Source organism: Franconibacter daqui, assembly GCF_014644275.1.
GTDB classification, from domain to species: Bacteria; Pseudomonadota; Gammaproteobacteria; order Enterobacterales; family Enterobacteriaceae; genus Franconibacter; species Franconibacter pulveris.
On sequence record NZ_BMKJ01000002.1, the window covers coordinates 557,338 to 570,547 of the forward strand.

General features: G+C 56.0%; 17 protein-coding genes and 1 pseudogene. 7 read left to right on the plus strand and 11 right to left on the minus strand.

The window, feature by feature from the left end; genetic code table 11:
- Positions 1 to 72 precede the first annotated feature (72 nt).
- From proW to nrdH, 6 genes are all read right to left on the minus strand, one after another.
- On the minus strand, positions 73 to 1,146 hold the full coding sequence (proW, locus tag IEX01_RS11920; RefSeq protein ID WP_188723895.1) for a glycine betaine/L-proline ABC transporter permease ProW: 1,074 nt from the start codon (positions 1,144 to 1,146) through the stop codon (positions 73 to 75).
- Positions 1,139 to 2,341: a glycine betaine/L-proline ABC transporter ATP-binding protein ProV gene (gene proV / locus IEX01_RS11925; RefSeq protein ID WP_024561422.1), complete on the minus strand. Its 1,203-nt coding sequence runs from the start codon at positions 2,339 to 2,341 to the stop codon at positions 1,139 to 1,141. The genes proW and proV overlap by 8 nt, the downstream gene beginning before the upstream one ends.
- 353 nt (positions 2,342 to 2,694) lie before the next feature.
- Positions 2,695 to 3,657 carry a class 1b ribonucleoside-diphosphate reductase subunit beta gene (nrdF, locus tag IEX01_RS11930; RefSeq protein WP_188723896.1) on the minus strand — a complete coding sequence of 321 codons (963 nt, stop codon included), beginning with the start codon at positions 3,655 to 3,657 and terminating at the stop codon, positions 2,695 to 2,697.
- 9 nt (positions 3,658 to 3,666) lie between these two features.
- Entirely contained in the window at positions 3,667 to 5,811 is a 2,145-nt protein-coding gene (gene nrdE / locus IEX01_RS11935) for a class 1b ribonucleoside-diphosphate reductase subunit alpha (RefSeq protein ID WP_188723897.1), read from the minus strand.
- Positions 5,784 to 6,194 carry a class Ib ribonucleoside-diphosphate reductase assembly flavoprotein NrdI gene (nrdI, locus tag IEX01_RS11940; RefSeq protein ID WP_188723898.1) on the minus strand — a complete coding sequence of 137 codons (411 nt, stop codon included), beginning with the start codon at positions 6,192 to 6,194 and terminating at the stop codon, positions 5,784 to 5,786. The genes nrdE and nrdI overlap by 28 nt, the downstream gene beginning before the upstream one ends.
- The gene (gene nrdH / locus IEX01_RS11945; protein ID WP_024558440.1) at positions 6,191 to 6,439 is read right to left on the minus strand and encodes a glutaredoxin-like protein NrdH; all 249 of its coding nucleotides are present in this window, start codon (positions 6,437 to 6,439) and stop codon (positions 6,191 to 6,193) included. The genes nrdI and nrdH overlap by 4 nt, the downstream gene beginning before the upstream one ends.
- A gap of 307 nt (positions 6,440 to 6,746) precedes the next feature.
- Between nrdH and pdxR the strand changes: the two genes are divergently transcribed.
- The gene (gene pdxR, locus IEX01_RS11950) at positions 6,747 to 8,114 is read left to right on the plus strand and encodes a MocR-like pyridoxine biosynthesis transcription factor PdxR (protein ID WP_034882224.1); all 1,368 of its coding nucleotides are present in this window, start codon (positions 6,747 to 6,749) and stop codon (positions 8,112 to 8,114) included.
- 32 nt (positions 8,115 to 8,146) lie between these two features.
- Here pdxR and IEX01_RS11955 read toward each other — a convergent pair whose 3' ends face one another.
- The gene (locus IEX01_RS11955; protein ID WP_024558438.1) at positions 8,147 to 8,482 is read right to left on the minus strand and encodes a DUF883 family protein; all 336 of its coding nucleotides are present in this window, start codon (positions 8,480 to 8,482) and stop codon (positions 8,147 to 8,149) included.
- Between the two features lie 163 nt (positions 8,483 to 8,645).
- On the opposite strand from IEX01_RS11955, the gene IEX01_RS11960 reads away from it, so the two are divergent.
- On the plus strand, positions 8,646 to 8,987 hold the full coding sequence (locus IEX01_RS11960; RefSeq protein ID WP_024558437.1) for a DUF2002 family protein: 342 nt from the start codon (positions 8,646 to 8,648) through the stop codon (positions 8,985 to 8,987).
- 41 nt (positions 8,988 to 9,028) lie between these two features.
- Here IEX01_RS11960 and IEX01_RS11965 read toward each other — a convergent pair whose 3' ends face one another.
- Complete coding sequence (locus tag IEX01_RS11965) at positions 9,029 to 9,481, minus strand: L-alanine exporter AlaE (RefSeq protein WP_024558436.1); 453 nt, start codon at positions 9,479 to 9,481, stop codon at positions 9,029 to 9,031.
- A 382-nt stretch (positions 9,482 to 9,863) separates the two neighbouring features.
- Between IEX01_RS11965 and IEX01_RS11970 the strand changes: the two genes are divergently transcribed.
- Positions 9,864 to 10,058, plus strand: a complete 195-nt coding sequence (locus IEX01_RS11970; protein ID WP_188723899.1) for a hypothetical protein — start codon at positions 9,864 to 9,866, stop codon at positions 10,056 to 10,058.
- Positions 10,059 to 10,062: 4 nt separating this feature from the next.
- Entirely contained in the window at positions 10,063 to 10,404 is a 342-nt protein-coding gene (locus IEX01_RS11975; RefSeq protein ID WP_024558435.1) for a hypothetical protein, read from the plus strand.
- 26 nt (positions 10,405 to 10,430) lie between these two features.
- Here the strand turns inward: IEX01_RS11975 and IEX01_RS11980 are convergent, their stop codons facing one another.
- Positions 10,431 to 10,610 carry a GDFGVC terminal motif YodC-like protein gene (locus IEX01_RS11980; RefSeq protein ID WP_024558434.1) on the minus strand — a complete coding sequence of 60 codons (180 nt, stop codon included), beginning with the start codon at positions 10,608 to 10,610 and terminating at the stop codon, positions 10,431 to 10,433.
- A gap of 319 nt (positions 10,611 to 10,929) precedes the next feature.
- Between IEX01_RS11980 and IEX01_RS11985 the strand changes: the two genes are divergently transcribed.
- Together IEX01_RS11985 and IEX01_RS11990 are read left to right on the plus strand one after the other, a co-directional pair.
- Positions 10,930 to 11,640, plus strand: coding sequence for a hypothetical protein (locus tag IEX01_RS11985; RefSeq protein ID WP_188723900.1), 711 nt, complete (start codon positions 10,930 to 10,932; stop codon positions 11,638 to 11,640).
- An 8-nt stretch (positions 11,641 to 11,648) separates the two neighbouring features.
- Positions 11,649 to 12,062, plus strand: a complete 414-nt coding sequence (locus IEX01_RS11990) for a hypothetical protein (RefSeq protein ID WP_188723901.1) — start codon at positions 11,649 to 11,651, stop codon at positions 12,060 to 12,062.
- An 84-nt stretch (positions 12,063 to 12,146) separates the two neighbouring features.
- On the opposite strand, the pseudogene IEX01_RS11995 reads toward IEX01_RS11990, so the two are convergent.
- Positions 12,147 to 12,403, minus strand: a pseudogene (locus IEX01_RS11995) (helix-turn-helix domain-containing protein); the annotation flags it as partial.
- Positions 12,404 to 12,569: 166 nt separating this feature from the next.
- Between IEX01_RS11995 and IEX01_RS12000 the strand changes: the two are divergent.
- Entirely contained in the window at positions 12,570 to 12,728 is a 159-nt protein-coding gene (locus IEX01_RS12000) for a YqaE/Pmp3 family membrane protein (RefSeq protein WP_035896923.1), read from the plus strand.
- Between the two features lie 103 nt (positions 12,729 to 12,831).
- Here the strand turns inward: IEX01_RS12000 and yncL are convergent, their stop codons facing one another.
- Entirely contained in the window at positions 12,832 to 12,924 is a 93-nt protein-coding gene (gene yncL, locus IEX01_RS12005; protein WP_071788503.1) for a stress response membrane protein YncL, read from the minus strand.
- Positions 12,925 to 13,210 lie beyond the last annotated feature (286 nt).

A 13,210-nucleotide genomic window follows, 5' to 3' on the forward strand; every position in this document is an offset into this window, starting at 1 on the left:
GGTATGAATGGCGGCAGCACGAACTGCCTTCAGGAAAGGGACCCGGCGAACGGCGTCGCCGGGCAAACTGCATTAACGGGTGAACGGGCGGGTCAGCAGCCCCAGCGGCCCGGTGGCGTACCAGCGGCGGTTGCCTTTACTGCGCGCGTCGCGGCCGACCGCCTGGGTCAGACGGTCCAGGATAATCGCAAGGATAACAATCCCCACGCCGCCCACGGTGGCGAGGCCCATGTCGAGACGGCCGATGCCGCGCAGCACCATCTGACCAAGCCCGCCGACGGCGATCATCGAGGCGATCACCACCATTGAGAGCGCCAGCATCAGCGTCTGGTTAATGCCCGCCATGATGGTCGGCATCGCCAGCGGCAGCTGCACCTTAAACAGCATCTGGCGCGGGCTTGAGCCGAACGATCGCGCCGCTTCGATCAAATCCTCCGGCACCTGGTTGATGCCAAGGATAGTCAGGCGCACCACCGGCGGCAGGGCGAAGATAATCGTCACCACCACGCCCGGCACGTTGCCGATGCCGAACAGCATGACGATCGGCACCAGATAAACAAACGCGGGGGTGGTCTGCATCGCATCCAGCAGCGGGCGAATAATTTTCGACGCTTTCGGGCTGCGGGCGAGCCAGATGCCCAGCGGCAGGCCTATCACCACGCAGAAGAGCAGGGCGGTCAGCACCAGCGCCAGCGTCACCATCGCCTGCGACCAGGCGCCAATCGCGCCGATGAGGACGAGCGAGATAAGCGTCGCCACGCCCATGCCGAGGCTTGAAATCTGCCAGGCGAGCAGCGCGAAGATAATGATCGCCACCGGCGCCGGCATACCCAGCAGCAGTTGCTGGAAAGCGCTCAGGATATAATCCACCGGCACGCGAATGCCCTGGAACAGCGGGCGAAAGTGCATCACCACCCAGTCGATCCCCTGCGTTACCCAGCTGTCGAGCGGGATCAGCGTCTTGTGGAACGGATCGAGAATATTGAAATGCTCCGGCTGCGGCGCAGGCGCGCTGTTCAGCCAGTCGGCGCTGCCGCTTTCGGGCGCAGGCGTCGGGCTACCCCACGCGTCGGCGCTGTTAGCGGCGGTGCTGCTCTGCGCCGCGCTGGTCGCGCCGGTATCCCACGGATTGTTTTGATCAGCCATTGTTTGCCCCCTCGCGATCTAAAGCCTGCAGCAGCATCCCCTTGGAGATAATGCCGATGTACTGTTGCGCTTCGCCGACCACCGGCACGGCGCAGGGCGCCATCCCGACCGGCGAGAGCAGTTCGCTAAGCGGCGTTTCGGCGCTCACCGCCGCAGGCGCGTCGAGCAGGGCGTTATCCAGCCCCTGGCCTGCCGCCAGCGCCGCTTTGAGGGAATCAATCGACACGGTGCCGACAAATTTATTGCCGCGTTCAATCACATAGCCAAATTCCCGGTCCTCATCCTGCAATAATTTAATTGCCGAACGCGGGCCGAAACCTGGCGTTTTGCGCAGCAGCCCCACCGGGGTGCGGCGGGCAATATCTTTGGCGCTGAAGACCTGGCTAATATCCACGCCGCGAAAGAACGTGCGCACGTAATCATTTGCCGGGTTATTCAAAATTTCATCCGGCGTGCCGACCTGCACCACTTCGCCGTTTTGCATAATGGCGATGCGGTCGCCAATACGCATGGCTTCATCAAGATCGTGAGAAATAAAGACAATGGTGCGCTGATGTTTCGCCTGTAATTTAATTAATTCGTCCTGCATTTCATTACGAATTAATGGGTCGAGCGCCGAGAAAGCTTCATCCATTAATAAGATATCGGGATTAATGGCGAGCGCGCGGGCGAGACCGACGCGCTGGCGCATGCCGCCGGAGAGTTCATCCGGATAAGCGTGCGCGTAATTTTCAAGGCCGACCTGGCGCAGCGCGTCCAGCGCTTTTTCCTGGCGCGCTTTCGCCGCCACACCCGCAAGCTCCATGCCAAAGGCGGTATTATCCAGCACCGTCATGTGCGGCATCAGGGCAAATGACTGGAAGACCATCGCAATCTTTTTCTTGCGCACCTCGCGAAGCTCGGCGTCTGAAATTTTGGCGATATCGACGCCATCAATCAGCACCTGTCCACGGGTGGGTTCAATCAGGCGATTGAGAAGGCGAACCAGGGTGGATTTTCCGGAGCCGGACAATCCCATGATCACGAATATCTCGCCTTCTTCAATGGCCAGAGTGGCGTCTTTTACGCCAACAGACAGCCCGGTCTTTTCCAGAATTTCTGCTTTCGACAAACCTTTATCTATATATTTAAAGGCGCGATGAGGATGTTCCCCAAATATTTTATACAGGTTTCTAATTTCTAATTTAATTGCCATGCAATATCAGTGTTCCCGTTATTTTATGCGCTAAACAATTCCTGATGGAAATAATTTCTGGGCCATACCCTAGCATACTCAGATTCTGAGACAACCCTTAATGTGGGATGCTTCCCATCCTATTGTTGTTATGGTTTGCCGTAACGCCCCATGATATAAGGGCTGAGGGAGAACTGCCGGGCAGGATAATTTTTTGGCAATCGTCTTGAAATGCCAACGGAAACCACAATATCGCGCCAAAAAAATGGCGGCGATATTAATACAAAACGGCCAGGGGATATTCAGAGAGGAATGGCTGTTGCAAGAAATAATCGGCACGGAAAACAGGGAGATTATTTCCGTGCCGCAGTGCCTTAAAAATCCCAGTCTTCGTCGGTGGTTTCCACGGCTTTTCCGATGACGTAGGAAGAGCCGGAGCCAGAGAAAAAGTCATGGTTTTCATCGGCATTTGGCGAAAGCGCGGCGAGAATAGCCGGGTTCACCTCCGCCATTTCCGGCGGGAAGAGCGCGTCGTAACCCAGATTCATCAGCGCTTTGTTGGCGTTGTAGCAGAGGAAAGCGTTAACCTCGTTCGTCCAGCCCACCTCGCCGTAAAGCGCCTCCGTATAGGCCAGCTCGTTGTCGTAGAGATCCATCAGCATATCCAGCGCAAAGCTTTTCAGCGCGTCGCGGCGCGCGGCGTCCACTTTCAACAGCCCCTGCTGGTATTTGTAGCCGATGTAATAGCCATGCACCGCCTCGTCGCGGATGATAAGGCGAATGAGATCGGCGGTGTTGGTAAGTCGCCCGCGGCTCGACCAGTGCATCGGCAGATAAAAGCCTGAATAGAAAAGAAAAGACTCCAGAAAAACGCTGGCGATTTTCTTTTTCAACGGATCTTCGCTGCGGTAGTGCTCAAGGATAATCTGCGCCTTGCGCTGCAGCGGGGCGTTCTCTTCACTCCAGGCGTAGGCGGCGTCCACATCCTTCGTCTGGCACAGCGTGGAGAAGATAGAGCTGTAGGAGCGGGCGTGCACCGCCTCCATAAAGCTGACGTTGGAGAGCACGGCCTCCTCGTGCGGCGTGAGCGCATCCGCCATCAGCGCCGGCGCGCCGATGGTGTTCTGGATGGTGTCGAGCAGCGTCAGGCCGGTAAAGACGCGGATAGTTAACTGCTGCTCCTGCGGCGTTAAGGTCTGCCACGCCGGAATGTCGTTAGAGAGCGGCACCTTCTCCGGCAGCCAGAAGTTGCTGGTCAGGCGGTTCCACACCTCTAAATCTTTCTCATCCTGGATTTTGTTCCAGTTAATGGCGGAAATACGGCTTAAACGGGTCATGTTAATTCCTCACAGGGCGCACGAAACGCAGCCTTCGATTTCGGTTCCTTCCAGCGCCATCTGGCGCAAACGAATGTAGTAGAGCGTCTTGATGCCTTTTTTCCAGGCGTAAATCTGCGCCCTGTTGATATCGCGCGTGGTGGCGGTATCCGGGAAGAAAAGCGTCAGCGACAGCCCCTGGTCGACGTGGCGCGTCGCCTCGGCGTAGGTGTCGATAATTTTCTCCGGGCCAATCTCGTAGGCGTCCTGATAGAGCGCCAGGTTTTCGTTGGTCATAAAGGGCGCCGGGTAGTAAACGCGTCCAGTCTTGCCCTCTTTGCGAATTTCAATCTTCGAGACAATCGGGTGAATGCTCGACGTCGCATGGTTGATGTAAGAGATGGAGCCGGTCGGCGGCACCGCCTGCAGGTTCTGGTTGTAAAGACCAAACTGCATCACCTCGTCGCGCAGTCGTCGCCACATCTCCTGTGTCGGAATGGCGATGCCGGCGCGGTCGAACAGCGCCTGCACTTTGGCGGTTTTCGGCATCCACGTCTGCTCAAGATACTTATCGAAGTACTCGCCGCTGGCGTAGCGCGATTGCTCAAAACCCTCGAAGCGCTGCCCGCGCTCGCGCGCCAGCATCATTGAGGTGTGCAGCGCGTGCCAGGTGATGGTGTAAAAATAGATATTGGTGAAATCGAGCCCTTCCGGCGAGCCGTACGCGATGCCTTCCCGCGCCAGATAGCCGTGCAGGTTCATCTGCCCAAGCCCGATGGCGTGCGACTTCGTGTTGCCCGCTTCAATCGACGGCACGCTGCGGATGTGGCTCATATCAGACACCGCCGTCAGTGCGCGCACCGCCACCTCCACGGTGCGGCCAAAGTCGGGCGAATCCATGGTGTGGGCGATATTCAGGGAGCCGAGGTTGCAGGAAATATCTTTACCCACCTGCGCATAGTCGAGGTTTTCGTCGTACGTCGACGGGCTGTTGACCTGCAAAATCTCCGAGCAGAGGTTGCTCATGTTGATTCGCCCGGCAATCGGGTTGGCGCGGTTGACGGTGTCTTCAAACATGATGTACGGATAACCCGACTCGAACTGAATTTCCGCCAGCGTCTGGAAGAAATCGCGCGCGTTGATCCAGCTTTTACGCACCCGCTCATCCGCCACCAGTTGGTCATACATCTCCGTAACGGCGATATCGCCAAACGCTTTGCCGTAGAGGCGCTCTACGTCATAGGGGGAGAAGAGCGCCATCTGCGCGTTGGCCCTGGCGAGGTGGAACGTGACATCCGGGATGACCACGCCAAGCGAGAGCGTTTTGATACGGATTTTCTCATCGGCGTTTTCGCGGCGGGTATCCAGAAAGCGCAGGATGTCCGGGTGGTGGGCGTTAAGGTAGACCGCCCCCGCCCCCTGACGCGCGCCGAGCTGGTTGGCGTAAGAAAAGGCGTCTTCCAGCATTTTCATCACCGGGATCACGCCTGAAGACTGGTTCTCGATGCGCTTGATAGGCGCGCCCGCTTCCCGCAGGTTGGAAAGCGATAAGGCCACGCCGCCGCCGCGTTTGGAGAGCTGCAGCGCGGCGTTCACCGCGCGGCCTATCGACTCCATATTGTCTTCAATACGCAGCAGAAAGCAGGAGACCAGTTCGCCGCGCTGCATTTTGCCGCAGTTGAGGAAGGTGGGCGTGGCAGGCTGGAAGCGACCGCTTAACATCTCCTGAAGCAGGCGGCTGGCGAGCGTTTCGTCGCCCTGGCCCAGCGTGAGCGCCACCATGCAGGCGCGGTCTTCAAAATGCTCCAGGTAGCGTTTGCCGTCGAAAGTTTTCAGCGTGTAGCTGGTGTAAAACTTCCATGCGCCGAGGAAGGTCTGGAACTGGAAGCCGCTCTCGTGCGCCTGCGCAAAAAGCGCGTCGACAAACGCCGGGTTATAACGCTGCAACACCGTTTTGTCGTAATAGCCCTCCGCCAGCAGATAGTCGAGACGCGCCTGAGGGCTGGCGAACGCGACGCTGTTCGGCGCTACATGCTGCGCCATAAACGCCGCCACCGCGTCTTTATCTTTCTCAAACTGAATGCGGCCTGCTTTATCGTAAAGATTCAGCATGGCGTTCAGCGCATGATAGTCCGGCGCGCTCTGCGTTACGCGGGTGATTTCTGTCGTTGCCAAAATTCGCTTACTCCCTTACGCACGTTGTCGATATCGGCCTGCGTGCCCATCAGCTCAAAGCGGTAAAGGTAAGGCACGTGACATTTATGGGCGATGACATCCCCGGCGCGGCAGAAACCCTCGCCGAAGTTACGGTTGCCGGCGGCAATCACGCCTCGTAACAGCGATCGGTTATGTTCATCGTTAAGAAACTGGATAACCTGGCGCGGCACGGCGCCTGCCGTACCGCCGCCCCCGTAGCTGGGAACCACCAGGATGTAAGGCTCGTCTACCTGTAACCGGCGGTGCATATCGCGCGGGATACGCACCGCCGGCAACCCCAGACGCGTGATAAAACGGTGTGTGTTTTCCGACGCGCTGGAGAAGTAGACCAGCGTGCTCATGCGCTGGCCGCAAGACCGCCCGCCGGGCGCAGACGGTTGATCATGTCGGGGCGAAAGCCGCTCCAGCTGGTTTCATCCGTCACCACCACCGGCAGCTGACGAAAGCCCTGAGCGCGCAGTTCATCAGCGGCCTGCGGCTGTTCGTCAATGTTGATCAGCTCAAAGCGCAAACCGCGGCTCTCCATGGCTCGTTTGGTCGCGTGGCACTGTACACAGTCATTGCGGGTGTAAATGAGTATACGCATGATTCGTATTTCCCTTGTGAATAGAAACCTGCCGCGCTACTGCGTGGAAGGATAGTGGTCGTTGTTAAAGAAGATACTAGATATAGTTGCTATAACTTTCAACCACGCAATATATGGGATTTTCCGATTGAAGAAAGTGGAATGATCAACGCGATGGCAACCCGCGCTGGCGGGCAAAAAGCCTGTAATAAGGGGCTACAGCGGGTATGGTCCGGCGCGTTAAACGGGCTAAAATCGCTTTTTCGGGCAGGCCAGTCTCCTGTAATGGCCTGCAACTATTCACGAAAGTTATTCAGGTGAACAGACCATGAGGCAGGAGAAGGATTCATCCGGGCATGCGCTGCCGCGCTATCAGCAAATCGCCCGTCAGCTCACCCAGGCTATTCTCAGCGGCGAGCTGGCGCCCGGCAGTCGTCTGCCTTCCAGCAGGACCATGGCGCTGGAGATGGGCGTTGCCCGCGCTACTATCGAAAACGCCTATGGCGAGCTGGTGGCGCAGGGGTGGCTGGAGCGGCGCGGGCAGGCGGGCACGTTCGTCAGCCAGACGCTTTCTCCGGCGCAGCCTGGCTTTACTGCCAGCGCCGCGCCGGCCGGCAATGGCGAGCCGCTGCCGTTTCAGATGGGGCTGCCCGCGCTGGACGCGTTTCCCCGTGCGCTCTGGTCACGGCTGATGGGGCGCAGGCTGCGGCTGCAAACCCGTTTCGATCTCGCCGCGCCGCAAAGCGAAGGGGAAACCGCGCTGCGTCAGGCCATCGTCGATTATGTGCGTTTTTCACGCAGCATCGACTGCCAGCCGGAGCAAGTCTTCATCACCGCCGGGTACGGGATGGCGATGACGCTTACCATGCGCGCGCTGGCGCAGCCAGGCGACGGTATCTGGCTGGAAGACCCGGGGTTTCCGTTTATTCGTCCGGTGCTGGCGCAGGCGGGGCTGCGCTTCTGTCCGGTGCCGGTGGATGGCGACGGCATGAATGTTCGTGAAGGGATAAGACAACACCCGGACGCCCGCTTCGTGCTTATCACTCCGGCGCACCAGAGCCCGCTCGGGGTGGCGCTTTCACTCCCTCGTCGCCGCGAACTGCTCGACTGGGCGGCGCTTAACGCACGCTGGATTATTGAAGACGACTATGACAGCGAATTTCGCTACCAGGGCAGGCCGCTGCCGCCGGTGAAAAGCCTCGACGCCCCGCAACGCGTTATTTACGCAGGCTCTTTCAGCAAATCGCTTTTCCCTGCCCTTCGCACCGCCTGGCTGGTGGTGCCGCCCCAGTGCGTGGCGGCGTTTCAGGCGGCGGCAAAACAGCTCCCCTGCACGGTGCCGCCGCTTTACCAGCAGACCATCGCCGATTTTATCCGTGAAGGGCATTTCTGGCGGCATCTCAGGAAAATGCGTCACTGCTATGGGCAACGACGCCAGTGGCTGGAAAGCGCGCTGGCGGAGCAGGGGTTCAGCGTCACCCCGCAGCAGGGCGGCATTCAGCTTGTGGTGCCGGTCGAGCGTGAAGATAGCGAGCTGGCGGGCAAGGCGGTCGCCGCCGGGCTGGCGGTGCAGGCGTTGAGCGACTGGCGTATCGCGCACCCAGGCGAGAAAGGATTAATCATGAGCTTTACAAACATCGCAACGCCCGAGCAGGCGAGGAAACAGGCCCGTGCGTTGCGCGAGGCCTTAAAATAAAACTCCCCGGCAGGGCCGGGGAGCGAAAGCGATTAACGGCGGCAGGACGAACCCGCCAGCAGGGCGCCGAGGAACAGGCCGACAGCCGCGCCAATCCCTACGCTTGACCAGGGTTTTTCACGCACGAACGTATCCGCGCAGCTTACGGCATCGCACGCGGCCTGCGACACGCGATTGCGGCCCTGCATGCGGGCGCGGGTTTCGCGCAACAGCGATTCAGCTTTACGGCGAGCGTTATCCGCTTCGTCTTTGGCATCACTGCCCCAGGACTTCAGGAGTTCCTCAAGGGAATCTGCCAGACGGCTCACATCGTCGTTAATTTCTTGTACGCCTTCTTGGGCATCGGTACGGGTAAATTTGTTAGCCATTTTGAATCCTCCTTTTCAGTCATGTAGTTAACAGTGTAGACCACATTTTTGCCGCTTGAAGCCCGTCACGCCTTGTTCGGGCGTTTATGGACTTTTCCGAAAGCCCTGCTAATGCTGCTTATTGTAAGGTTGCGATGCAGTAAGAAAATGACGAGGAAAAGGTATGTATTTACGACCCGACGAGGTGGCGCGCGTCCTGGAAAAAGCTGGCTTTACAATGGATGTGGTGACGCCCAAAACCTATGGTTACCGCCGCGGTGATAATTATGTGTATGTGAACCGCGAAGCGCGTATGGGCCGCACTGCGCTTATCATTCATCCGACGCTTAAAGAGCGCAGCTCATCGCTTGCGGAACCGGCTTCGGAAATGAAAACCTGCGATCACTATCAGCAGTTTCCTCTGTACCTGGGCGGCGAAGCGCAGGAGCATTACGGTATTCCGCATGGGTTTAGTTCACGCATGGCGCTGGAGCGCTATCTTTCCGGTCTCTTTGGCGACCAGTAAAAAACGCGACAGGCTTTACCCTGTCGCGCTGCTTTTCTTCATCACGCTTCCGCGCTAACCGGCGCAGCGCTCACCCGGAACAGGCGACGGCAAAACTCCAGGAAATAGCCATAGGCTGCGCCCATCAGCATCGACACCACCATATTGGAACTGACGGCGGTGACAATCTGCTGCCAGTCCGCGCCCACAAACAACAGAATGGCGGCGTAAACCGGCGACTGGAATGTCACATAGGCCAGCATATCCGCCAGGCTTCTGACCGTTCGCGCCGGGCTCAGCCGCTGCGCCTGTCGCATCATGACGTCACGATAAATGCCGTACGGAAAAGCGATCACGATATTCACCGGAATGGACACTAAGCGTGAAGAGAGCGATTGCTGGAAGCTCATCCCGGAGATAAAAATTTCAATCATCATCCCCACAATGAAGCAATACACTACCATGGCGACCGTGTCGGCAACGGCGTGACGCAGGCGAGAATGCGGCGAAAACATCTTTATTACTCCTCAGGGAAAGCAGCGTGATAACCCAGCAGAATGGCGGGTGATTAGTATTATGCAAAGGGGTTTGCGTATGATGTCAGGTTATATGACTGCATATAAACAGACAATTAGCGGTTTATTTTTATTTAACGCCGTTTGGTTAACAAAATGCTTTTAACAAATCGTTTTGGCCCTCCGATCGTGATTTTTTGTTGCTAACCTGAATTATTTATTTAAAAACAATAGTTTAAATTTTTTGATTGTGGTTATTCATCTTTGAGTGAATGCCTGGCGTATCGCTTTACAGAGTGGAATCTGCTGAATGAAACGATTCAGGCGCGCTGTCGTCTTTTAATTTTACAAGTCAGCTTTTTACAGGATTTTGTTCTGTTAAATGGCGTGGGTAATTATTCATTTTTATGACTATTTATGCGGTTTTGCTCGGGCTATTGCTCTGCGCTTCACTCGTGCGCAGACCTATTCACGCTGGTTATTTAATAAGCCCGTTGCAAAAGAGAGTTTAACCAAAGTAACCCCACTGCCCGCGGCGCGGCGCTATGCTGAGCGCCATGTTAAGTACTCAGGATAAAACTATGCTTAGTGTTTACGCTCAGGGACTGGCGGAGCTTGAAGAGGCGCTGATTGCGCTGTGTGGTGAGGGGGAGCCGAAACAGCGCCTGCTGCGCTTCTGGCTGGTGTGGCTAACGGCGACGTCGGCTCAGCAAATTCCCCCGCCTTTACGCCAGATGTTTGTCGATATTAAAACGCACTTCTGCGATGAAGAACGCGGCGCCATTACTCTTCACAGCGAAGCGGCGCTGGCGGAATTACGCAGAAAAATCGTGACGTTTTACCGGGAGTGGGGCGCTTATATGGCGCTGGCGTGCCCCCAGGAAAACGCAGGAGAAAAAAGCGAGCTGGCTGAAAAAAACTAACCCCCTCGCCGGAGGGGGCCCACGGCTTAGCAAACGCCAAAGTCGCCTTCTTCGTTATAAAGCGCAACATCCGCCGCTTTCAGCGTAAATTTCTCGCCGTTTTCGTCATCGGCGCGCACGGCGACAACCTGGTCGCTGTGCACTTCCAGAACTTTAAGCTTCGGGCCGCCGAGACGCGGCTGCACCAGATCGCCTGGCTGGAACATATTCACCTCCTGAATTGTTTATGTCGTTCAGCAACATTAGCGCAGGCCAGCGCGTGCCGACAAGCGGATTGGTAACGCGCTCGTTATTAGCATGATAAGAAAATGTTGTAGTGGCGAATTTTTCCGTTTGCAACCCGCTAACCTGCAACGTTTACAAAAACGATGCGAGGCGTCCCGCAGTGCTGAATCACGCTGATCAGTAATCAGAATTTGGCTCGGGCCCGGCGCCCGCTTCCGGCAGTACACTTTCGTTACTTTAAAGAGTGCGGCGCGCCCCGGCTGCGCAGACAGATAACGTTGTTACAGGAAGCGGCAAACTATGCAAACAGAACAACCAAAATGTCATCCCGTAATGGAAAACCGGACGCCTTCTCTGTTTCAGGGGAATCAACCGTTCTGCGAAACAGAGCAGCAGTGCAGGGTTAACGAGTCGGAAATCTTCGCCCCGCCTTATCAGCCGTTGAGTTTTAAAAGCCTGGCGAAGCGGGGTTATGCAGACCGCCGCATGTCAGGCGCGCCCGATGAAGACGCGCCTGAAGAGACGGTTTCTTTATTGAACCGTGTGCAGGCGCTTCGCTCGCAGGGGGAGCATTGTAAAAGCTATGCGTTGTTAACAAACGCCGCGGAAGGGAATGACCCTTTCATCCTGACAGAGCTGGCTATCGCCAGCGCTTACTGGGGCGACGTCGATACGCTTAATCATGTGGTTTCGCTTATAAACACCCTGTCGCTGCCTCATCATCAGGAGCGCGAGCAAGCTGTACGCTTGTCTGCGTTCCTTCTTTCTCAAGGCGACAGCGTAGCGGATTTAAAGCGCATCGCTTTTCTTATGATGAACATTGCGGATAAACACCGCTTGCGCCTTGGCGGTGCCTGCATTGACTGTTTTGAGGAAGGAACCCTGACGTTCTCGGTAACGGTGGAAACCACAGATCCCGACCAGCTTTCTGTGCTTAATAACGAAATGATAAGCGGCTTAATCGCGCATAGTCTGCAAATGAGCCCATGTTTCGGCTACTTTGTGGCGTAGGGGAAACCATGGCAGTTGAACACACTTGTTTTTTCCATCTGGCGCAAGCGGCGCTGGAGAAAAACGGCGAAGCGTGGACGCGAAGCGCCATCAGCCGCGCTTACTATGGGATGTATCACTCCGCAATGCGCGTCACCGGCAATCGGATCCCTGTTAAAACGCTCTCTGGAGAAAGCTTACCCGGAGGCGTTCACCAGCGGCTGTATACCTTCTTATGCAGCGGAGAGGCCGCGCAGGTCAGCGGCTACGATGTGGCAAGCATGCAGGAGATCGGTTTGAAGCTAAAGCAGTATCACGAGCAAAGAATCAAAGCGGATTACCGGCTGTATGAAAAGCTCAACCGGATCACCGCCATTACTGCGCTCAGGGAAGCGGAAAAGGTTGATGATATGGTTAATCAGTTATTAACGCCGCGCAGGTAAACCATCACCTTCCATTTTTAACCCGCCTTCCGGCGGGTTTTCTTTGTGTGCTCAAAGTTCAGGGCATTCCTTCCCCCCTTGTTTTTACACTATGCCTGGACGTAATACGCTGCGTGGCCGCGCGGCACCAATACGCTGGCTGCGATCCTGTTCGTCGAAATAGCGAGCTGGCCAGATTTCAGCGGCCGGAACGCCGATCGCACCGGCGATCGGCTGTTCGCCTTTCGGCCACGGGTGCGAGTGAGGGCGTTGGCAAGCGTGGATGAACTCAGACCGTGCGCACGTGAAAGGGTCGCGAGGCGGGTCTTGCGCTTTTTAAGGGCGGAGACGGTATCAGCAGAAGTTTTTTAACCCCAAACAGGGATAATCGCATCGTTTATTCTCTGTATACCCGCGTTAGTAACCGTAAAGTCCTGTATGGCAGGTAGCGATTTGCGCCACAGCAGCTAGACTTAATAAAAATTGATGTTTTTACAAGAACCTGCAAAAAACAATACAGGAGTAACTATGGGATTCTGGAGAGTCGTTATTACTATTATTCTGCCGCCGCTGGGCGTGTTGATTGGTAAAGGGTTCGGCTGGGCGTTTATCCTGAACATCATCCTGACGCTGCTGGGCTACATCCCTGGCCTCATTCACGCCTTCTGGGTGCAGACGCGTAATTAAGCCCGCCCAACGCCGCATAACATAAACAGAAAAGCCCGCTTCAGCGGGCTTTTTGTCAGGCAGGGGGCAGACGGCACAGTCTCTTAAGGCGCAATTCGCAACATCACAGCCATTGAAAACGCACGGAGAGCGTCAACAGGAGACCTGCGGCAGCCAGACAGTTAAGGAGAATGACAGTTTTGCTGGAGACGTTCATTTTGCGAACCTGTAACAAATAAAGGTGAATGTAAAAATGCGATAAAAGATAAACGATCAAAAAGTCAGCCAATAACTACCACCAAAGGTAGTTGAAACCGCACAAGATGCAAAAAAATTAGCAGGATAATTAACTGACATCATTAATATTGTAAAAAAGCTAATTTTTACAGCAGGTTATTTCGATTCCTCCCCGCCAGGGCGGTTCCCGCTTTTTCTCTACCTCAGTGATAGCGATCACAGATGTACTATGCTGAAAACGTACCGCTTCACTGTCTTTCCACTGT